16 protein-coding genes are annotated in these 20,002 nt (G+C 71.9%); 11 read left to right on the forward strand and 5 right to left on the reverse strand.

The genetic code is table 11. The features are described 5' to 3' along the window. The first annotated feature begins 124 nt into the window (after positions 1 to 124). Positions 125 to 1,267 carry a glutamate--cysteine ligase gene (locus tag J3P36_RS05855; RefSeq protein ID WP_210506271.1) on the forward strand — a complete coding sequence of 381 codons (1,143 nt, stop codon included), beginning with the start codon at positions 125 to 127 and terminating at the stop codon, positions 1,265 to 1,267. 45 nt (positions 1,268 to 1,312) lie between these two features. Here J3P36_RS05855 and J3P36_RS05860 read toward each other — a convergent pair whose 3' ends face one another. Continuing rightward, positions 1,313 to 2,164 carry an LLM class F420-dependent oxidoreductase gene (locus J3P36_RS05860; protein WP_210506272.1) on the reverse strand — a complete coding sequence of 284 codons (852 nt, stop codon included), beginning with the start codon at positions 2,162 to 2,164 and terminating at the stop codon, positions 1,313 to 1,315. Between the two features lie 134 nt (positions 2,165 to 2,298). On the opposite strand from J3P36_RS05860, the gene J3P36_RS05865 reads away from it, so the two are divergent. Next, positions 2,299 to 3,237: a nucleoside hydrolase gene (locus J3P36_RS05865; protein ID WP_210506273.1), complete on the forward strand. Its 939-nt coding sequence runs from the start codon at positions 2,299 to 2,301 to the stop codon at positions 3,235 to 3,237. A 42-nt stretch (positions 3,238 to 3,279) separates the two neighbouring features. Here the strand turns inward: J3P36_RS05865 and J3P36_RS05870 are convergent, their stop codons facing one another. Further along, on the reverse strand, positions 3,280 to 3,912 hold the full coding sequence (locus tag J3P36_RS05870; protein ID WP_210506274.1) for a TetR/AcrR family transcriptional regulator: 633 nt from the start codon (positions 3,910 to 3,912) through the stop codon (positions 3,280 to 3,282). 155 nt (positions 3,913 to 4,067) lie between these two features. Here J3P36_RS05870 and J3P36_RS05875 point away from each other — a divergent pair, with 155 nt between their 5' ends. The 4 genes from J3P36_RS05875 (at position 4,068) to J3P36_RS05890 (ending at position 8,271) form a co-directional block, all read left to right on the forward strand. Then, positions 4,068 to 5,366, forward strand: coding sequence for a sugar ABC transporter substrate-binding protein (locus J3P36_RS05875; RefSeq protein ID WP_210506275.1), 1,299 nt, complete (start codon positions 4,068 to 4,070; stop codon positions 5,364 to 5,366). A gap of 98 nt (positions 5,367 to 5,464) precedes the next feature. Then, positions 5,465 to 6,457, forward strand: coding sequence for a carbohydrate ABC transporter permease (locus J3P36_RS05880; protein ID WP_210506276.1), 993 nt, complete (start codon positions 5,465 to 5,467; stop codon positions 6,455 to 6,457). Beyond that, positions 6,454 to 7,395, forward strand: coding sequence for a carbohydrate ABC transporter permease (locus J3P36_RS16740; RefSeq protein ID WP_210506277.1), 942 nt, complete (start codon positions 6,454 to 6,456; stop codon positions 7,393 to 7,395). Before J3P36_RS05880 ends, J3P36_RS16740 begins: the two co-directional genes overlap by 4 nt. Positions 7,396 to 7,452: 57 nt before the next feature. Then, the gene (locus tag J3P36_RS05890) at positions 7,453 to 8,271 is read left to right on the forward strand and encodes a sulfurtransferase (RefSeq protein ID WP_307806962.1); all 819 of its coding nucleotides are present in this window, start codon (positions 7,453 to 7,455) and stop codon (positions 8,269 to 8,271) included. 119 nt (positions 8,272 to 8,390) lie between these two features. Here J3P36_RS05890 and ffh read toward each other — a convergent pair whose 3' ends face one another. Then, positions 8,391 to 9,947, reverse strand: a complete 1,557-nt coding sequence (gene ffh, locus J3P36_RS05895) for a signal recognition particle protein (protein ID WP_210506278.1) — start codon at positions 9,945 to 9,947, stop codon at positions 8,391 to 8,393. A gap of 60 nt (positions 9,948 to 10,007) precedes the next feature. On the opposite strand from ffh, the gene J3P36_RS05900 reads away from it, so the two are divergent. The 3 genes from J3P36_RS05900 to J3P36_RS05910 all read left to right on the forward strand — a co-directional run bounded on the left by J3P36_RS05900 (position 10,008) and on the right by J3P36_RS05910 (position 12,506). Then, positions 10,008 to 10,970, forward strand: a complete 963-nt coding sequence (locus J3P36_RS05900) for an aldo/keto reductase (RefSeq protein WP_210506279.1) — start codon at positions 10,008 to 10,010, stop codon at positions 10,968 to 10,970. A gap of 118 nt (positions 10,971 to 11,088) precedes the next feature. Continuing rightward, the gene (locus tag J3P36_RS05905; protein WP_210506280.1) at positions 11,089 to 11,637 is read left to right on the forward strand and encodes a gamma carbonic anhydrase family protein; all 549 of its coding nucleotides are present in this window, start codon (positions 11,089 to 11,091) and stop codon (positions 11,635 to 11,637) included. Between the two features lie 2 nt (positions 11,638 to 11,639). After that, the gene (locus J3P36_RS05910; RefSeq protein WP_210506281.1) at positions 11,640 to 12,506 is read left to right on the forward strand and encodes an LLM class flavin-dependent oxidoreductase; all 867 of its coding nucleotides are present in this window, start codon (positions 11,640 to 11,642) and stop codon (positions 12,504 to 12,506) included. A gap of 80 nt (positions 12,507 to 12,586) precedes the next feature. Here the strand turns inward: J3P36_RS05910 and ftsY are convergent, their stop codons facing one another. Continuing rightward, positions 12,587 to 13,420, reverse strand: a complete 834-nt coding sequence (gene ftsY, locus J3P36_RS05915; protein ID WP_210506669.1) for a signal recognition particle-docking protein FtsY — start codon at positions 13,418 to 13,420, stop codon at positions 12,587 to 12,589. A gap of 260 nt (positions 13,421 to 13,680) precedes the next feature. Here ftsY and J3P36_RS05920 point away from each other — a divergent pair, with 260 nt between their 5' ends. Next, entirely contained in the window at positions 13,681 to 14,658 is a 978-nt protein-coding gene (locus tag J3P36_RS05920; RefSeq protein WP_210506282.1) for a TIGR03885 family FMN-dependent LLM class oxidoreductase, read from the forward strand. After that, the gene (locus J3P36_RS05925) at positions 14,655 to 16,295 is read left to right on the forward strand and encodes an alpha-amylase family protein (protein ID WP_210506283.1); all 1,641 of its coding nucleotides are present in this window, start codon (positions 14,655 to 14,657) and stop codon (positions 16,293 to 16,295) included. The genes J3P36_RS05920 and J3P36_RS05925 overlap by 4 nt, the downstream gene beginning before the upstream one ends. 133 nt (positions 16,296 to 16,428) lie before the next feature. On the opposite strand, the gene smc is transcribed toward J3P36_RS05925, so the two are convergent. Next, a complete protein-coding gene (smc, locus tag J3P36_RS05930; RefSeq protein ID WP_210506284.1) occupies positions 16,429 to 19,941 on the reverse strand; it encodes a chromosome segregation protein SMC in 3,513 nt (1,170 codons plus the stop codon). Positions 19,942 to 20,002: the final 61 nt, after the last annotated feature.

Genomic DNA, 20,002 nt, shown 5'->3' on the forward strand with positions numbered 1-20,002 from the left:
AATGCCTCCAACAGGCGGAAACCGGACCTTTCTGCCTGTTCGAGGGAGAAACGCCTGTTGAGGGAAAGGAGAAGCGGCGCCGCAACCCGGGGGCGGAACGGGGGCGCCGTGGAAGGATGGCGCCGTGGCTATCGAATTCGCCCGGTCGGCGCGCTCGGACCTCGGCATCGAGTGGGAGCTCGCCCTCGTCGACCACGCGAGCGGGGACCTCTCGCCCGCCGCCCCGGAGATCCTGCACGGGCTCGACCTCTCCGACGAGGACGGCTTCTCCCCCATCACCGCCGAGCTGCTGACCAACACCGTCGAGGTGGTGTCGCGGGTGCACGACACCGTGCGGCAGGCGACCGAGGACCTCGAGGGCACGATCGAGCAGGTGCGCGCCGCGGCGGAGCCGCTCGGCGTCGACCTCATGTGCGCGGGAACCCATCCCTTCGCTCAGTGGAGCCAGCAGCGGGTGACCGACAAGGAGCGCTACGCGACCCTCATCGACCGCACGCAGTGGTGGGGCCGGCAGATGCTCATCTGGGGCGTGCACATGCACGTCGGCATCGAGGACCGCCGCAAGGTGCTGCCGATCCTCGACGGGCTGCTCCCCTACTACCCGCACCTGCAGGCGCTCTCCGCCTCGAGCCCGTTCTGGTCGGGCGAGGCCACCGGGTACGCGTCGAACCGGGCGATGATGTTCCAGCAGCTCCCGACCGCCGGCCTCCCTCCCCAGTTCACCGAGTGGAGCGAGTACGAGTCGATGGTCGACGACCTCCTGCACGTCGGCGTCATCGACTCCTACGACGAGATCCGCTGGGACATCCGCCCCTCGCCGCGCTGGGGCACCATCGAGGTCCGCGCCTGCGACGGGCTCTCCACCGTCGCCGAGGTGCGCGCGATGACGGCGCTCGTCCAGTGCCTCGTCGAGGAGCTGTCCGGGATGCTCGACCGCGGCATCGTGCCGCCCGCGATGCAGCCGTGGTTCGTCAAGGAGAACAAGTGGCGCGCCGCCCGGTACGGGATGGAGACCATCCTCATCACGAACGCCGCCGGCGACGAGCGCCTCGTGACGGACGACACGCGCGACCTGATCGCGCGGCTCGAGCCGGTCGCGGAGCGCCTCGGCTGCCTCGACGAGCTGCACGAGCTCGACACCATCCTCGAGCGCGGGGCGAGCTACGAGCGCCAGCTGCTCACCGCCGCGCGCAACAACGGCAGCTTGAAGTCGGTGGTCGCGTCGCTGGTCGCCGAGCTGCGGGACGGCCTGCCGCCGCAGAGGTGAGAGACGGCCGCTGCGCGGCCTCCTCGATCACCGGGGCGGGACGGATCAGGCGCTGGCGCGTACGTCCGCCGGTTCGGCGTCCGCGTTGCGGCGGTCGCGCCAGGCGAGGAGCGCCTTCACCGGCTCAAGGTCGTAGTCCGGGCCGGACAGGCCGACCGTGAACAGGCGGACGCCGAGGGCGTACTGCGCGTCCAGCACCCGGGACTCGTCGACGGCGCCGTTGAAGCGGGCGCCGACGCCCGTCGAGATCTCGATCTCCGACACGTCCCGGCCCACGACCTTCGCGTGCTCCTGCAGGATGCCGAGCTTGCGCTCGAGCGTCTCGGTGTCGGAGAAGCTGTGCCAGATGTCCGCGTGCTCGGCGACGATGCGCAGCGTCTTCTTCTCACCACCGCCGCCGATCAGGATCGGGATGCGGCGCACGGGCGGCGGGTTCAGCTTCTCCCACCGCTCGCGGATGACGGGCAGGTCCTGCGCGAGCGCCGCGAGGCGCGTGCCCGGGGTGCCGAACTCGTAGCCGTACTCGTCGTAGTCGCGCTGGAACCAGCCGGCGCCCGTGCCGAAGATGAGGCGGCCGCCGCTGATGTGGTCGATCGTCCGGGCGATGTCCGCCTGCAGGTTCGCGTTCCGGTAGCTGTTGCAGTTGACGAGCGGGCCGAGCTCGATCCTCGAGGTCTGCTCCGCCCACGCCGCGAGCAGCGACCAGGCCTCGAAGTGCAGGCCGTCCGGGTCGCCGTGCAGCGGGAAGAAGTGGTCCCAGTTGAACAGCACGTCGACGCCGAGCTCCTCGACGGCGGCGACCGTCTCCCGCATCTTCGGGTAGAGCGCGTGCTGCGGAGCGACCTGCACTCCGACGCGGACGGGACGGGACGTGGCGGCGAATGCGTCGATGCTCATCCCCACCAGTATCCGCGCTCGCCCGACGCGGTCCGAACCGGCGGGGGCACCGCCGCGACCGCACTACGCTGTTGCGGCGGCCGCGGAAGCGCCGCAGCCGAATGCCGTCACGAGGGAGTGCTGTGCGGAGGATCGTGCTCGACACCGATCTGTCGATGGGGGAACCGGGATCCGAGATCGACGACGGGTTCGCGCTGGCCCTCGCCGCGGCGGACCCGGACCTGCGGATCGAGCTCGTCACCACGGTGAACGGCAACACGGATGTGGAGACGGCGACCCTGCTGTCGCTGCACCTCGTCGAGCGCCTCGGCATCGCCGGCACGCGCGTCGTCCGCGGGGCGGCCGCGCCGCTCACCCGACCCGACCGCGCCCGCTCGGCCTCAGCCGAGACCGTGCGCGAGTACGGCCGGCCCATCCCCGCCGGCTACGCCGCCGCCGAGATCGCGCGGCTCGTGATGACGAACCCCGGGGAGATCACGATCGTCGCAATCGGCCCGCTGACGAACGTGGCCGCCGCCCTCGCCCTCGAGCCGGAGCTGGCGCGGAACGTGCAGGAGATCGTCGTCATGGGCGGCGTCTTCCTCGGTCAGACGCTGCAGAGCGGGATGCCCGGCGAGTTCAACGTGTGGATCGACCCGGAGGCGGCGGACGCCGTCCTGCACTCGGGAGCGCCGCTGCGCTTCGTGGGCCTCGACGTGACGACGCGGGTGCGCCTCACGCGCGAGCACGCCGAGCGGATGGGCGCGGCGCCGGGCGGTTTCGGCGCGTTCGCGAGCGAGGCGACACGCACCTGGATCGACCGGATGCGGCAGGAGCACCCGGGCGACCCCGAGCTCGCCGACTCCTGCGCGATGCACGATCCGCTCGCGGTCGCCGTCGTGACGCGCCCCGATCTCGTCACCTGGCGGGACGCCCACGTCTCCGTCGTGACCGGGGACGGCGTGGCCCGCGGTGTCATGGTGACCGACCTGCTCTCGTCGGCCGAGCCGCCGGCCGCGAACTGCCGCATCGCGGTCGACGTGGACGTCGACGCGTTCATGGCGCTCTTCGTCGAGCGGATCAGCGGACTGTGACCGCGAAGCAGCGGGTCGCCGGTCCGCGGGCGCGCGAACGGATCAGCGGTCGGTGACGGCCGGCTCCGCCGCGGCGAGCCGCGCGGTCAGCGAGTCGAGGAAGTGACCGAAGGAGCGCTCGAGGTCGAACGTGGGGTCGAGGAGGAACTGGATCTCGAGCCCGTCCATGGTCGCGAGCAGCCACTCCGCCTCGCGCGCGATCTCGTCCTCGCTCATCGGCGCGAAGGCGCCCTGCTCGACGGCGTCCCGGAAGACACCGCGCATCGTCTCGAGCGTGCGGCGGTAGCGGTCGGTCATGAACTCGTGCGCGGGATGCTTCGGCGAGGTCGCCTCCGCCGCCATGGTGATGTACAGGTCGAGCAGCCCGCGGTGCTGCACGTGGTAGGACATGAGGCGGCGGAAGCCGTCGAGGAGGTCCATTCCGCGGGCCTCGGGGCCGATCACCTCGGTCGTCAGCTCGCCCCAGTGGTAGAGCACCGCGACGAGCAGGCCCTCCTTGTTGCCGAACAGCTTGTCGATCGCGGCCGGCGTCACACCGACCCGGTCGGCGACCCGCTGCACCGTGCCGGCGGCGAACCCGAACTCGCCGAAGACGTCGATCGCGGCGGTCACCACCTGGAGGCGGCGCGCGATCCCGGACTTGTACGGACCGCGCAGCTGTCCCGTCTTCGGCATGTGCACAGCATGCCAGCCCCGGCCCGCCCCACCGCAACACGGGTTTCCCTAAGTGACCGGAGCGTCTGTTGCGCGAAAGGTAAAAGGTGACATACCTTTGGCGTGCCCTGAGCGATGAAGCTCGGGGATCCATCCGAACAATAAAGGAGTTGTCGGTGAAGAAGCGTTCGTCGAGGAGGCTGATCCCGCTCGCCGCGGCGATCACTGTCCTGAGCCTCACGGCCTGTGGCGGCCAGTCCGGCAGCTCCGCAGGTCAGGGATCCGGCCCGGTCGAGGACCCGGAGCAGGAGGTGACCATCTCCTTCGCCTCGTGGATCGGCGAGTCGGACGAGATGGCCCAGATCAAGAAGGCGTTCGAGAAGGAGCACCCCACCATCAAGGTGGAGCTGCGGGCCGTGCCCGCGGACTCGATGACGCAGACCCTCACGACCCAGATCGCCGGCAACAACCCGCCCGACGTCGCGTTCGTCGACGCGAGCACCGTCGCCGCGTTCGCCTCGCGCGGCGCGCTCGTCAACCTCGACAACTACATCTCGCGCAGCGACGTCGTCGACCCGGACGACTACGTCGACGTGTTCCGCACCTTCGCGACGTTCGAGGACAGCATGTACGGGCTGCCCATCGACGGCGAGTCGACCGCCCTCTTCTACCGCACCGACATGTTCGAGGCGGCCGGCATCGACGGCCCGCCCACCACGTGGGAGGAGCTCGAGGAGACCGCCGCGAAGCTCACCCAGCCCGACAAGAAGCAGTACGGACTCGCGATGTTCGCCCCCGAGTCGGCGTACTACTGGTACCCCTTCCTCTGGCAGAACGGCGGCAACGTCCTCGACGACGAGGGCAAACCGGTCTTCGACAGCCTGGAGGCGCAGGAGGCGGCCGAGTACTACGTCGGCCTCACCGACTACGCGGCGCCGGACTACCTCAACTCGAACTCGTACGACGCCCGCCTCGGCTTTTTCCAGGGCCAGATGGGCATGTACATCGCGGGCGCCTGGTTCGCCGGGGTCATCGCGGAGGAGGCGCCGGACCTCGAGGGCAAGTGGGCCACCGCCAACCTGCCCGAGGGTGAGGCCGGCTGCGCCACCACCGTCGCGAGCGACTCGCTCGTCCTCTTCGAGGGCTCGGACAACACCGACGCCGGCTGGCAGTGGATCGAGTACCTCTCGCAGCCCGAGAACATGGCGCTGCTGACCTACGGCAGCCCGAACGGAACGCTGCTGCCCACCACGGAGTCGCTCCTCGACTCCCCCGAGCTCCTGGAGAAGAAGCCGCAGCTCGAGGGCTTCGCCGAGGCGATGAAGTGCGGCGTCAGCAACGTGCAGGTCAACGAGGTCTGGCCGCAGATGGAGGCCGAGCTCAACACCCAGCTCGGGCTCGCCATGTACGGCGAGATCGAGGTGGACGAGGCCCTCGCGAACGCGAAGGCGGAAGCCGAGAAGCTCCTCCGGTGATCCCCCGCCGCCGGCTCCGACCCCACCGGTCGGGGCCGGCGGCACCCTCGCGTCCGGCGGAGGCCGGACATCCAGAACGACGTACGAAGGAGTTCGTCATGGCGGTGGACACCGCTCGGCCCGCGTCGCGGACGCGGCCATCCGGACCGCGGAGGGTCCCCGCGGCCCGCCGCCCCTCCGGCTCCCGCCCCTCCCCGACCCGCTCCACGTCTCTCGCGGGGCGGATGGGCCGCGCGTGGCGCGCCTACCTCTTCCTCTCCCCCGGCCTGATCGTGTTCTCGCTGTTCACGGTGTTCGCGCTGCTGTTCGGCTTCTATCTGACCTTCCACGAGTGGAACCTGATCAGCCAGGACAAGCCGTTCGTCGGCCTGCAGAACTACATGGACCTGGCGGAGGACGAGAGCTTCCTCAAGTCGATCGTCAACACCTTCTACTTCACCGGCGCCTCCGTGCCGATCACGATGGCGATCGGGTTCTGCCTCGCGCTCCTGCTCAACCAGGCGATCAAGTTCAAGGGGCTCTTCCGCACCCTGTTCTTCCTGCCCCAGGTCACCCCGTTCGTCGTCGTCGCGATCATCTGGAAGTGGCTCTACAACGGCGACTACGGGCTCTTCAACTTCTACCTGCTGAAGACGCAGCTCATCCGCGAGCCCCTGCTCTGGCTGTCCGACCAGAACCTCGCGATGCCGGCGGTCATCCTGATGAGCGTCTGGTCGGGCGTCGGCTTCTCGATGGTCATCTACCTGGCGGGCCTGCAGGGCATCCCGCATGAGCTGCAGGAGGCCGCCAAGGTCGACGGTGCCGGCAGCTGGCAGCGGCTCTGGAACGTCACCATCCCGCAGCTGGCCCCGACCACCCTGTTCCTCCTGGTCATGGGCATCATCGGCTCGCTGCAGGTCTTCACCCAGATCTTCGTCATGACGAAGGGCGGGCCCGTGGAGCGGACCAGCACGATGGTCTATTACATCTACGAGGCCGCCTTCAAGTTCTACGAGATGGGCTACGCGACGACCCTCGCGTTCGTCCTCTTCGCCATCACGCTGGTGTTCACCTGGATCCAGCTCCGGCTCTACCGAAAGGCCGACCTGTGAGTGCCACCGTCGAGGTCCTGCAGCCTCAGGAGCTGGACCGCCGCTCCGAGCTGCGCCCCGAGGGCGCGGGCGACCGGAAGCGGCGCTGGATCCGCTACGCCCTCATCTACCTGATCCTCATCCCCGGCGCGATCCTCTTCGTCGGGCCGTTCGCCTGGCTGGTGAGCGCGTCGTTCCAGCGCACCGGCGACATCTTCTCCTGGCCGCCGCAGTGGATCCCGCAGGACCCGACCGTCGAGGGGTACGCCGAGTTCGCGCAGACGGGGGCCCTGCGCTGGTTCGCGAACAGCGCGTTCGTGGCGACGAGCGTCACCGTGCTGCAGCTGCTGCTCAACTCGATGTGCGCGTTCGCGTTCGCGAAGCTGAAGTTCCCCGGTCGGGAGCCGCTGTTCCTGCTGGTGCTCGCCACCATGATGGTGCCGCCGCAGATCACGATGATCCCGAACTACCTGATCCTGCAGCGCATCCCGCTGTTCGGCGGCAACGACCTCTTCGGCAACGGGGGTCACGGGATGCTCGACTCGTACGCGGGCCTCATCCTGCCCGGCGCGGTGAGCGCGTTCGGCATCTTCCTGCTCCGCCAGTTCATGATGACGATCCCCGACGAGCTGCTCGACGCCGCACGCGTCGACGGAGCGTCCGAGTTCCGGGTCTACCGGCAGATCATGCTGCCGCTCTGCCGCCCGGTGCTCGCCGCGACCGCGATCTTCACGTTCATGGCCGCGTGGGAGGACTTCCTCTGGCCGCTCATCATCCTGAGCGACCCCGGGAAGTTCACGGCGCCGCTCGGGCTCGCGATGTTCGTGATGAAGAACCAGACCGAGTGGGGCATGCTGCTCGCCGGGTCCGTGATCGCGACCCTGCCGATGGTGATCGTGTTCATGATCTTCCAGCGGCAGTTCGTGCAGGGCGTCGCGATGAGCGGCATCAAGGGCTGAACCGGCTCGTAGCGCCGGTCCCGGTTCGGGTCCTGGGCCGGCGCTACGCTCCTCCGGGTGATCGAACCCGTCGTCCCCGTCTCCTGGCTCCGCGAGCACCGGGAGGAGGTGATCGTCGCCGACGTCCGCTGGTACCTCGACGGGCGCTCCGGCCGCGCCGCCTACGACGGCGGCCACCTCCCGGGCGCGATCTTCGTCGAGCTCGAGGAGGCGCTGAGCGGGCACGCCGATGAGACGACGGGTCGGCATCCGCTGCCCACGCCGGAGGCGTTCGCGGCCGCGCTGTCGGCGCTCGGCATCGGCGACGACGCGACGGTCATCGCCTACGACGACGAGGGCGGCGTGATCGCGGCGCGGCTCGTGTGGATGCTGCGCGCGCTCGGCCGGGACGCGGCGATCCTCGACGGCGGCATCGCGGCCTGGGACGGCCCGCTGGAGACCGAGGCGACGGTGCTGCCGGCCGCCGCCGCGACCGCGGCGCCGTGGCCCGACGAGCTGCTCGCCGCCATCGACGAGCTCGCCACCACCGACGCGGTGATCGTCGACGCGCGCAACGGCGACCGCTACCGCGGGGAGAACGAGCCCGTGGACCCCCGCGCCGGTCACGTGCCGGGCGCGGTGAGCGTGCCCTGCCGCGAGAACCTCGACGGGAGCGGCCGGCTCCTCCCCCGCGACGAGCTGCGCCGCCGCTTCGAGGCGGCAGGGGTCACCGCGGATCGGCCGGTCCTCTCCTACTGCGGGTCCGGCGTGACCGCGACCCACAACCTGCTCACGCTCGAGTACGCGGGCCTCGGCCGCGGCCGGCTCTATCCGGGCTCGTGGTCCCAGTACAGCCGCGCGGCCGGCCGCCCGGTCGAGACCGGGGACCGCCGGTAGCGGTTGCGCGCATCAGGAGATCCGCTCCGCGAGCCGGCGTGTCGTCCTGAACCGCGTGCAATACCGGTCGGAAGTCCTGATCCGGCCCGGATCTCCTGATCCGCGCGGGTGGCGGGAGGTCAGCGGCCGAGGAGCTTCTGCAGGGCCGCCATGTCCTCTTCGCTCGGGGCGCCCTTCGCGCCGCCCCCGCCGAGGCCGAAGCCGGAGCCGCCGGAGGTCTTCGGCTCCTTCGCGCCCGCCAGGAGCGCGGCGTTCTCCGCTGCCCGCTTGGCCGGGTTGCCGGACTTCGAGCCCTGCACCTTCTTCTTCTGCGGCTTGCCGCGGTAGCCGCCGCCGGGCATCGGTCCCATGCCGGGCACCTGCGGGACCCCGCCCTTCGCGACCGTCTTCATCATCTTGGCGGCCTGCTCGAAGCGCTGGACGAGCTGGTTCACGTCGGTGACGGTCATGCCCGAGCCTCGGGCGATGCGGAGGCGGCGGGAGCCGTTGAGGATCTTCGGGTTGAGGCGCTCGGCGCGCGTCATCGACTGGATGATCGCCTCGGTGCGCACGATCTCGCGCTCGTCGAAGTTGTCGAGCTGCTCGCGCATCCCACGGGCGCCGGGCAGCATGCCGATCATCTTCTTGATCGAGCCCATGTTGCGCAGCTGCTGCATCTGCCCGAGGAAGTCCTCGAGGGTGAAGCTGTCGGTCGCGAACTTCTCGGCGACCTTGCGGGCCTCCTCCTCGTCGAACGCCTGCTGAGCCTGCTCGATGAGGGTGAGGATGTCGCCGAGGTCGAGGATGCGGCTCGCCATGCGGTCCGGGTGGAAGGGCTCGAAGTCCTCGAGCCGCTCGCCCGTCGAGGCGAAGATGATCGGGCGGCCGGTGACCGAGGCGACCGACAGCGCCGCGCCACCACGGGCGTCGCCGTCGAGCTTCGTGAGGACGACGCCGGTGAAGTCGACGCCCTCCTGGAAGGCGCGCGCCGTGGCGACGGCGTCCTGGCCGATCATCGCGTCGATGACGAACAGCACCTCGTCCGGGTCGGTCGCCCGGCGGATGTCCGCGGCCTGCTTCATCATGTCCGCGTCGACGCCGAGGCGGCCCGCGGTGTCGACGACGACCACGTCGTACTGCTTGTCGGTGGCGAACCGCATGGAGTCGGTGGCCACGCGGACCGGATCGCCGACGCCGTTGCCCGGCTCGGGCGCGTAGACGGCGGCGCCCGCCTGCTCGCCGACCACCTGCAGCTGGGTCACGGCGTTCGGGCGCTGCAGGTCGGCGGCGACGAGGAGGGGGCGGTGGCCCTCCTTGACGAGCCAGCGCGCGAGCTTGCCGGCGAGGGTCGTCTTCCCGGCGCCCTGGAGGCCCGCGAGCATGATCACGGTCGGCGGGTTCTTCGCGAAGCTGAGACGGCGCTGCTCACCGCCGAGGATCGAGACGAGCTCGTCGTTGACGATCTTCACGACCTGCTGGGCCGGGTTGAGCGCCTGGCTCGCCGCGGCCTCGAGGGCGCGCTCACGGATGTCGGCGGTGAACTTCTTCACCACGTCGAGGTTGACGTCGGCCTCGAGGAGGGCGCGGCGGATCTCGCGGACGGTCGAGTCCACATCCGCGGGGCTGAGGCGCCCCTTGTTGCGCAGGTTGGCGAGGGCGGCGGTGAGCCGATCCGACAGGGACGCGAAGGTAGCCATGGTCGGGCCAGTTTAGCGAGCGCGTCCGGGCGCTTCCCGGGTGCCGATTAGCCTGAGCGGATGCGGAAGGTGCAGCTGGGTCGCTCAGGGATCGAGGTGACCGAGCTCTTCTTTGGGGCGGGCGGGATCGGCGGCATCGGCTCGTCGCTCGCGACACGCGGCAAGGGGCTCACCCTGGCGCAGGGCGTGGAGCGGATGGACGAGGCGTACGACCTCGGGATCCGCGTCGTCGACACCGCCAACTCGTATGCCGGCGGGCGCAGCGAGGAGGCCGTCGGGCGGTGGCTGGGTGAGCGGGAGCCGGAGGACGAGCTCGTCGCCACGAAGGTCGGCGGGCTCGTCGAGCCCGGCCAGGACCGCATCGATCTGTCCGGGGCGCACATCGGCCGCCAGCTGGCGGCGAGCATCCGCCGCCTCGGTCGCGTCGACCTCTACCTCTCGCAGGGCACCGACCCCTCCACTCCGCTCGCCGAGACCCTCGCCGCGTTCGCGGCCGCCGTCGAGGCGCGCACGATCCGCGCCTACGGCCTCAGCAACGTGACCCCGCGTCAGCTCGAGGAGGTGCTGTCGGTCGCCGACCGCGAGCGGCTGCCGCGGCCGGAGTGGGTGCAGAACTCGTTCAGCCTCCTCGTCCGCACCGACGAGCGCGACCTGCTGCCCCTCGCGGCGGCGGAGGGGCTCGGCTACACGCCCTACTCGCCGCTCGCGGGCGGCCTCCTGTCGGACCGCTACCTGCACGGCGCCGAGCCGAAGCCGGGCAGCCGGATCGCGCTCGCCGGCGCCATCTACGCCCAGGTGAACACGCCGGGCGGGCTGGAGCGGGTGGAGCGCCTCGCCGCCCGCGCCCGCGACTTCGACGTGAGCACCGCGGCGCTCGCCCTCGCCTGGCTGCGCCGGCATCCGCACGTCACGGCGCCGATCGTGTCGCCCCGCTCGAGCGGCCAGTGGGACGCCGTCCACGAGGCGCTCGCCCTCGACCTCACCGACGGCGATGCGGCCGGCATCGCGGAGCTCTTCGACTGACGGCATCCGGTTCTTCCTGGACGCAACCGGAGGCGCACCACGCAACGCTCCCCGGTTGCGTTCTGCACCGCACGTTGCGCTTCTCCGTCGGGTGGGGGGCGGGGGCTAGCGTGAGGGCATGGCGCTGCTGCTCCCCTTCGACGGACACCATCCCGAGGTCGCGGAGGACGCGTTCGTCGCGCCGAACGCGACGCTGATCGGGCGGGTCGCCCTCGCCGCAGGGTCCGGCGTGTTCTTCGGGGCGGTGCTGCGGGCCGATCGGGACGCCATCACCCTCGGCGAGCGGAGCAACCTGCAGGACAACGTCGTCGTGCACGGCGACCCCGGCGCCCCTGTGCGGATCGGCAGCGGCGTCAGCGTCGGCCACGGCGCCGTCGTGCACGGCTGCACCATCGAGGACGACTGCCTCATCGGGATGGGCGCCACCGTGCTCAACCGCGCGGTCATCGGCGCGGGATCGCTCGTGGCGGCCGGCGCGGTCGTGCTCGAGGACACCGTGGTGCCGCCCGGCTCCCTCGTGGCCGGGGTGCCGGCGAAGGTGCGCCGGGAACTCACCGAGGAGGAGCGCGCGGGGATCCGCGCCAACGCCGACACCTACGTCGCGCTCAGCCGCACCTACCTCGGCGCCGCGCACGCCGGCCGGTCCGCCGGACCGGACCTGGGCTGACCGTGCGGCACGGCATCGTCCTCCTGCCGGAGCAGCCGTGGGCGGAGGCCCGCCGCCGGTGGAGCAGCGCCGAGGGGCTCGGCTTCGACTCGGCGTGGACCTACGACCACCTCTCCTGGCGCTCCCTCGCGGACGGGCCGTGGCACGCCACGATCCCGACGCTCGTGGCCGCGTCGACCGTGACGACGGACATCCGGCTCGGCACGTTCGTCGCCTCCCCCAACTTCCGCCATCCGGTGCCGTTCGCCAAGGAGATCGCGACGCTCGACGACATCTCCGGCGGCCGCGTGCTGCTCGGCGTCGGCTCAGGCGGCACGGGCTTCGACGCGTCGGTGCTCGGTCAGCCGGCCCTCTCCCCCGGCCAGCGGCACCGGCGGTTCGTGGAGTTCGTCGACGCGCTCGACCGCCTGCTGCGGCACGAGAGCGACGGCGAGCGCGGCATCGACTTCGACGGCGAGTGGTTCACCGCGGTGGGCGCCCGGATGGTGGGCAGTCCCCGGCAGACCCCGCGCGTCCCCCTGCTCGTCGCTGCCGACGGACCGAAGGGCATCGCGCTCGCCGCCGAGCGCGGCGACGGCTGGATCACCCTCGGCAGCCACACCGACGACCTCGACGAGTGGTGGCGCGGCGTGCGGGAGCGGACGGAGCGCCTCGCCGAGCAGGAGGAGCGCACCGGCCGCCGGCTGCAGCGCGTGCTGAACCTCGACTCCGCCCCGCGCTTCTCCCTGGAGAGCGTCGACGCGTTCGAGGACGCCGAGGGCCGCGCCCGCGAGCTCGGCTTCGACGAGGTGATCGTGCACTGGCCGCGCCGGGAGGGCGTCTACGCCGGCGACGAGGAAGTGCTGTACGAGGTCGCGTCCCGGTTCTGACCGGCGGCCGCAACAGGACGACCGTTTCGCTACCGCGTGCCGTTGCGAAACGGTCGTTCGGTTGCGAGAGGCGCGCTCGGTTAGACGCCGACCAGGTTCTGGGCGAAGACGTGCGGGGTGAAGCCCGTGAGGTCCCCGATGCCCTCGCCCTGGCCGATCAGCTTGATGGGCAGGCCGGTGCGCTCCTGCACGGCGAGCACGAAGCCGCCCTTCGCCGAGCCGTCGAGCTTCGTCAGCACGAGCCCGGTCACACCGGCCGACTCGAGGAACGCCTCCGCCTGCATCAGCCCGTTCTGACCGGTCGTGGCGTCGAGCACGAGCAGCACCTCGGCGATCGGCGCCTGCTTCTCGATGACGCGCTTGATCTTGGTCATCTCGTCCATCAGCCCGCCCTTGGTGTGCAGGCGGCCGGCGGTGTCGATGATGACGATCTCGGTGCCGTTCCGCTTCGCCTGCTCGACGGTCTGGAAGGCGACGGAGGCGGGGTCCTGGCCCTGGTGCTGGGGCCGGACGATGTCGGCGCCGGCCCGCTCCGCCCAGGTGGTGAGCTGCTCGACGGCGGCGGCGCGGAACGTGTCGGCCGCGCCGACGACGACGGTGCGGCCGTAGTTGCGGACGAACTTGGCGAACTTGCCGATGGTCGTCGTCTTGCCCACGCCGTTGACGCCCACGACCAGGACGACCGCGGGACGGTCGGTGAGGCGGAGGGTCGGGTCGAACTTGGCGAGCCGCTCCTCGAGCGACTCCCGCAGCATCCTCTGCAGGTCGCGCGGATCCGTGGTGCGGAAGCGGTCGACCTTGCCCCGCAGGTCCTCGATGGTCTCCTCGGTCACCGTCGGCCCGAAATCGGCGCTGATCAGCGCGGCTTCGAGGCCGTCCCAGGTGTCCTCGTCGATGACGCGCTTGACGGGCACGGCGGGCGGCGCGGCCGGAAGCGCGGCCGGCGTGGTGCCCGCCGCCTCGGCGGGAGCCGCGGCCTCGGCGGGAGCCGCGGCGGGAGCGTCGGCACTGCCGCCGCCGAAGAGGTTGCGGAGGCGGCCGGCAAGCGACCAGGGGGTGCGATCTGCCACGCCATCAGCCTATCCGCGTCAACCCCGGCGGCCGGATCTGTGCGACCCCGGCCGCCGCCGCTAGGTTGGCAGCACCTCCTGCCCGGCGACGAACGGACCCCTGCATGACGGTTCTCGGATTCCACGCCTCCCACGAGCAGATCCCCCCGCGCGAGCTGCTGCGAGCGGTCCGCCGGGCCGAGGAGGTGGGCTTCACCGGCGGCATGTGCTCCGACCACATCGCCCCGTGGAGTGAGCGGCAGGGCGAGTCCGGGTTCGCCTGGTCCTGGCTCGGGTCGGCGATGGAGGCGACCGAGCTGCCGTTCGGCGTCGTCAACGCGCCGGGGCAGCGCTACCACCCGGCGATCGTCGCGCAGGCGGCGGCCACGCTGCAGTCCATGTACCCCGGCCGGCTGTGGGTCGCCCTCGGCTCGGGCGAGAACATCAACGAGCACATCACCGGCGAGCGCTGGCCGCGCAAGGAGCTGCGCAATCAGCGGCTCCTCGAGTGCGTCGGAATCATCCGCGCCCTGCTCGCGGGCGAGGAGGTGAGCCACGAGGGCCTCGTCACCGTCGACCGGGCGAAGCTGTGGAGCCTTCCGCAGACTCCTCCGCCCCTGATCGGCGCGGCCGTCAGCGAGGAGACCGCGCGCTGGGTCGCCTCCTGGGCGGACGGCCTCGCCACCCTGGCGATCCCCGGCGACTCCGCGAAGCGGGTCGTCGACGCCTATCGCGACGCCGGGGGCCGCGGGCCCATCGTGCTCCAGCTGCATCTCAGCTACGCCAGCACCGAGGAGGAGGCGCTCGCCATCGCGCACGACCAGTGGCGCGCGGTCACCGTGTCGCCGCCCGCTGCGTGGGACCTCGACAGCACCGCCGCCTTCGACAATGCGACAGCGCTCATTCCCGCCGAGGCGATGCGCAGCAGCGTGCTCGTCAGCGCCGACCCCGCACGGCACCGGGCCGCGATCGAGGAGGCGATCGCGCTCGGGGCGGACGAGCTGTATCTGCACCACGTGGGCCAGCAGCAGGACGAGTTCCTCGACGTGTTCGGGGAGCACGTCCTCCCCCAGCTGCCGGTGACGAGGCGGGCCCTCCGATGAGGATCACCGACACCAGCGACCTCTGGTGGAAGTCCGCCGTCATCTACTGCCTCGACGTCGAGACCTTCCTCGACGCGAACGGGGACGGACGGGGCGACTTCGTGGGCCTCGCCCACCGCATCGATCACCTCGCCACCCTCGGGGTGACGTGCCTCTGGCTGATGCCCTTCTATCCGACGGCCGAACGCGACGACGGCTACGACATCACCGACTTCTACGGGGTCGATCCGCGGCTCGGCTCGCACGGCGAGCTCGTCGAGGTGCTGCGCCTCGCGGCGGACCGCGGGATGCGGGTGATCGTCGACCTGGTCGTCAACCACACCTCCGACCAGCACCCCTGGTTCCGGTCCGCCCGCTCGAGCCGCGAGTCGCCGTACCGCGACTGGTACATCTGGCGCGACGAGCCGCCGCCCGGCAGCGCCGAGAACGTCTTCCCCGACAAGGAGGACGGCGTCTGGCAGCTGGACGAGAAGACGGGCCAGTACTACCAGCACAGCTTCTACCGGCAGCAGCCCGACCTCAACGTCACCAACCCGGCCGTCCGGGACGAGGTGGCGAAGATCATGGGGTTCTGGCTGCAGCTCGGCATCTCCGGCTTCCGGGTGGACGCCGTCCCGTTCTTCCTCGACACGGCGGGCGTCGAGAACGCGTCCGAGCTGCTCGCCGACCCGCACGAGTACCTGCGCGACCTGCGCGCGTTCATGAACCGGCGGTCGGGGCAGTCGATCCTGCTCGGCGAGGTGAACCTGCCCTACGACGACCAGCTGGCGTTCTTCGGGGGCCCGCTCGGCGGCGAGCTGACCATGCAGTTCGACTTCAACGCCATGCAGCGGATGTACCTCTCGTTCGCACGGCAGGACGCGCGCCCGCTCATCGAGGCGCTGCGCGCCCGTCCGGCTCTCCCCGACGGGGCGCAGTGGGCGATCTTCGTGCGCAACCACGACGAGCTGACCCTCGACAAGCTGAGCGAGGAGGAGCGCCAGGAGGTGTTCGCCGCGTTCGGCCCGGACCCGTCGATGCAGCTGTACGGGCGTGGCCTGCGCCGTCGCCTGCCGCCGATGGTGGACGGGGACCCGCGCCGCATCCGCCTCGCCTACAGCCTGCTGTTCGCCCTGCCCGGAACCCCCACGCTGTTCTACGGCGAGGAGATCGGCATGGGCGAGAACCTCGCGATCGAGGGCCGCTCGTCCGTGCGCACGCCGATGCAGTGGACGCCCGGGGTGAACGGGGGATTCTCGACCGCGCCGGCGAAGAGGCTCCCCGCTCCGGTGACCGAGGGCGGCTACGGTCCCGAGTTCGTCAACGTCGAGGCGCAGCGGAACGACCCCGACTCGCTGCTCTCCTTCCTGCGCGCGCTCATCGAGCGCTACCAGACCACCTTCGAGATCGGGCACGGGGTGCCCGAGCTGCTCGACGCGGGCGCGGACGCCGTGCTCGCCCATGCGATGCGGTGGGACGAGGGCTGCGTGGTCCTCGTGCACAACTTCGGAGCCGCTCCGGTCGATGTCGCTCTCACGCTCGAGGGCAGCTCCCTGCTCGACCTGCTGACCGGCACGCGCCTGCCGCTCCCGGAGTCGGGTCCGGCACACATCCCCCTGGAGGGCTACGGCTTCCGCTGGCTGCGGCTGCTGCCGTGAGGCCTCTGGGCCTTTCCCTCAACAGGCGAAACGGCGGCCGACAGGCGGAAAGGGGCCGATTCCGCCTGTCGGCGGGATCTCTGCCTGTTGAAGGACAGGACGAGAAGGAGGACGGCGGGGACGGCCGAGCGACTCAGCTCGCGACGCGCTCCTCGCGGTCGGCGGACACCCGCTGGCCGACGACGGCGGAGACGCCGTCCTGGCGCATCGACACGCCGTAGAGGGCGTCGGCGATCTCCATCGTGCGCTTCTGGTGCGTGATGACGATGAGCTGCGACGAACTCCGGAGGTCCTCGAAGATCGTCAGCAGGCGGCCGAGGTTGGCGTCGTCGAGCGCCGCCTCCACCTCGTCCATGATGTAGAACGGGCTCGGCCGCGCCTTGAAGATGGCGACCAGCAGCGCGACCGCGGCGAGGGACCGCTCGCCGCCGGAGAGCAGCGAGAGCCGTTCGATCTTCTTGCCGGCCGGCCGGACGCTCACCTCGATGCCGGTGGTCAGCAGGTCGTCGGGGTCGGTCAGCTCGATGCTGCCCGTGCCGCCGGGGAACAGGATCGGGAACACCTCGGCGAAGGCCGCCTTCGTGTCCTCGAACGCGGTGAGGAAGATCGACTGCATCTTCTCGTCGATCTCGCCGATGATCGTGAGCAGGTCCTTGCGCGTGTTCTGCAGGTCGGCGAGCTGCTCGGTGAGGAACGCGTGCCGCTGCTCGAGCGCCGCGAACTCCTCGAGCGCCAGCGGATTCACCCGGCCCAGCTGCGCTAGCTTGCGCTCGGCGGCCGCGAGGCGGTCCTGCTGCTCTTTGCGGTCGAACCGGCGGGTCGCCGGCTCCTCCCCCTCGGCCGCCGTCAGGTCGGGGACGGGCACGTCGGGCCCGTACTCGGCGACGAGGACGTCCTCGTCGAGGCCGAGCGCGACCGCGCGCTCCAGCAGCCCGGACAGGTGCAGCCGCTTCTCGTAGGTCTGCAGCTCGAGGCCGTGCACCTGCTCGGTGATCGCGTGCAGGCGCGCGCGGAGCTCGGACTCGGCGCGGCGCAGCTCGGCGAGCTCCCGGTTGCGGCCGCTGCGCTCGGCCTCGGCCGCGGCGAGCTCGACCCGTGCGCGGGCGACCGAGCGGTCGGCGGACGCGAGCACCGCGGGCAGCTCCTCGGCGACCGCGGTCGCGGCCTCGATCTGGCGGCGGCGGATCACCGCCCGGCGCGCGGCCTCCTCCGCTGCGACGAGCTCCGCCGCCCGGCGGCGCTCCAGCGCGGCGATGCGGCCCGTCTCGGCGTTGACCCGCTCACGGGCGGTCTCGAGACCGAGGCGGGCGGACACCTCGCGCTCCCTCGCTGCGTCGACCTTGGCGGCGAGCGGCACGCGGGCCGCGCCGTCGAACGCGGGCCGCGGCACGGCACGAGCGGCGTCGAGCGCGTCCTTCGCCTCCGCGACGGCGGCCTCGGCGGCCGTGATCTGCTCGTCGGAGCGCGTGAACGCGGCCGCGAGGCGGTCGTGCTCCGCGGCGGCCGCCTCGGCGGAGGCGCGGGCGCGGTTCAGCGCCGCCGCGGATGCCGCTGCGCGGGACTCGGCTTCGCGCACCGCCGCCTGCGCGGCCTTCGCCGCCTGCTTCGCCGCATCCGCATCGGCACGCGCGGCGGCGAGCAGCGCACGAGTGTCGTCGGCCGCTTCCGTGACGGTCGCGAGGCGGGCAGCTGCGGCGTCGCGCTGCGCGCTCAGCTCGATGCGGCTCTGGGCGCGGCCGGTGCCACCGCGGAGCAGAGACGGCGCAAAGACCTCGCCCGCCCTGGTGACGACGGCGACACCGGCGGCGCGGGCGGCGGGCCACAGACCGCGGGCCTCGTTCGCGTCCTCGGCGAGCACGGCTCCCGCGAGGAGCGCCAGCACCCCGGCCGGGGCGGTCACGGCGGACGCGGCGGGGCGGCCGCCGGCGGCCGTCGCGACCGGTGTCGCAGCGGCGTCGGCGAGCACGATCTCCACGCGCCCCAGGTCGGCCTGCTCGGCGTGCCGCAGGGCGCCGACGGCGGCGTCCTCGTCCTCGGCCAGGGCGGCGTCGGCGAGAGTGCCGAGCGCGGCGGCGATCGCGGCCTCCCAGCCGGGCTCGACGGCGACCGAGTCGGCCACGAGCCCACGGACGCCCTCGATGCCGGAGCCGGCGAGCGCGGAGGACCCGTCCTCGGCGTCGAGGGCGAGGGAGAGGGCGGCGGTCCGGGCGGACAGCGCGTCGCGCTCGCGCTCGGCGGTGTGCAGCGCGTCACGGAGCTGGTCGACGGCGGCGGTGAGCCGGTCGACGGTCGCCTGCGCCTCCTCCGCCGCGGCGGGGAGGCCCTCCGCGGCGGCGGGCGCCGACTCCGCCTCCACCTCCGCGAGGCGGCCGCGCGCGGTGTCGCGGCGCTCCCGGGCGGCCTCGAGCGCGTTCTGCTGGCGGAGCGCCTCGCCGCGCACCGAGGCCAGGCGGGAGGTGGCGACCTCCGCGCGGCCCGTCAGCTGCGAGAGCTCGAGGTCGTAGCGGGACACCGCCGCGCTCTGCGCGGCGATCTCCTCGTCGACCGCGTCGAGGGCCGCGCGGTCCTCGGCGAGCGCCGCCCGGGCCGCCTCGAGCTCGCGGGCGGCAGAGCCGACGGCCGCCTGCAGCCGCACGAGCTCAGCCTTCGCGTCCTCGATGCGGCGCTCGCTCACGGTGACCTCGGCTGCGGGCGCCTCATCCGCCGCGCCGAGGAGGGCCAGCCGCTGGTTGGCGAGCGTGTAGAGGCTGCGGAGCCGCTCCTGCGCCGCCTCGAGGGCGAACGCGGTGTTGCGGGCGGCGTCGACCTCCTCGGTCGTGACGCTCGCCTCGAGCTCGGCGGCTCGGCGGGACTTCTCGTCGAGCTCCGCCTGCAGCACCATGCGCTCGGCGCCCCGCTCGTGCTCGGTGCGCCCGAAGTCGGCGAGCGCGGTGCGCAGCGCGACGACGTCATCCGCCAGGAGCCGGGCTCGTGCGTCGCGGACCGCCGCCTGGATGGTCTGCGCCTCGCGCGCGACCTGCGCCTGGTTGCCGAGCGGCTTCAGCTGGCGGCGGATCTCGCCGGCCAGGTCGGACAGGCGGGTGAGGTTCGCCTGCATGGACTCGAGCTTCCGCTCGGTCTTCTCCTTGCGCCGGCGGTGCTTGAGGATGCCGGCGGCCTCCTCGATGAAGCCGCGGCGGTCGGCGGGGGTGGCGTGCAGCACGGTGTCGAGCTGGCCCTGGCCGACGATGACGTGCATCTCGCGGCCGAGCCCGGAGTCGCTCAGCAGCTCCTGCACGTCGAGGAGCCGGCACGACTGACCGTTGATGGCGTACTCGCTGCCGCCGTTGCGGAACAGGGTGCGGCTGATCGTCACCTCGGTGTACTCGATCGGCAGGGCGCCGTCCGAGTTGTCGATCGTGAGCGCGACCTCGGCCCGTCCCAGGGGGCCCTTCGTCGCGGTGCCCGCGAAGATGACGTCCTCCATCTTGCCGCCGCGGAGGCTCTTCGCCCCCTGCTCCCCCATCACCCAGGCGAGCGCGTCGACGACGTTGCTCTTGCCCGATCCGTTGGGGCCGACCACGCACGTGACGCCGCCGTCGAAGGCGAACGTGGTGGGGTGCGCGAACGACTTGAACCCCTTGAGGGTCAACGTCTTGAGGTACACGCGCGCCTCCGTGCGGCTTCGGAATCCCGCTCACGGTACCCTCCCGCGCGCCCGCGGCCCG

This window comes from Naasia sp. SYSU D00057, from assembly GCF_017916505.1.
GTDB lineage: Bacteria > Actinomycetota > Actinomycetes > Actinomycetales > Microbacteriaceae > Naasia.

Coding starts and splice junctions, on each gene's coding strand:
- J3P36_RS05860 (WP_210506272.1), bottom strand. CDS start 2,164: ATGAGCATCGACGCATTCGCCGCCACGTCCCGTCCCGTCCGCGTCGGA.
- J3P36_RS05870 (WP_210506274.1), bottom strand. CDS start 3,912: ATGCCGAAGACGGGACAGCTGCGCGGTCCGTACAAGTCCGGGATCGCG.
- J3P36_RS05880 (WP_210506276.1), top strand. CDS start 5,465: ATGGCGGTGGACACCGCTCGGCCCGCGTCGCGGACGCGGCCATCCGGA.
- ffh (WP_210506278.1), bottom strand. CDS start 9,947: ATGGCTACCTTCGCGTCCCTGTCGGATCGGCTCACCGCCGCCCTCGCC.
- J3P36_RS05900 (WP_210506279.1), top strand. CDS start 10,008: ATGCGGAAGGTGCAGCTGGGTCGCTCAGGGATCGAGGTGACCGAGCTC.
- J3P36_RS05905 (WP_210506280.1), top strand. CDS start 11,089: ATGGCGCTGCTGCTCCCCTTCGACGGACACCATCCCGAGGTCGCGGAG.
- J3P36_RS05920 (WP_210506282.1), top strand. CDS start 13,681: ATGACGGTTCTCGGATTCCACGCCTCCCACGAGCAGATCCCCCCGCGC.
- J3P36_RS05925 (WP_210506283.1), top strand. CDS start 14,655: ATGAGGATCACCGACACCAGCGACCTCTGGTGGAAGTCCGCCGTCATC.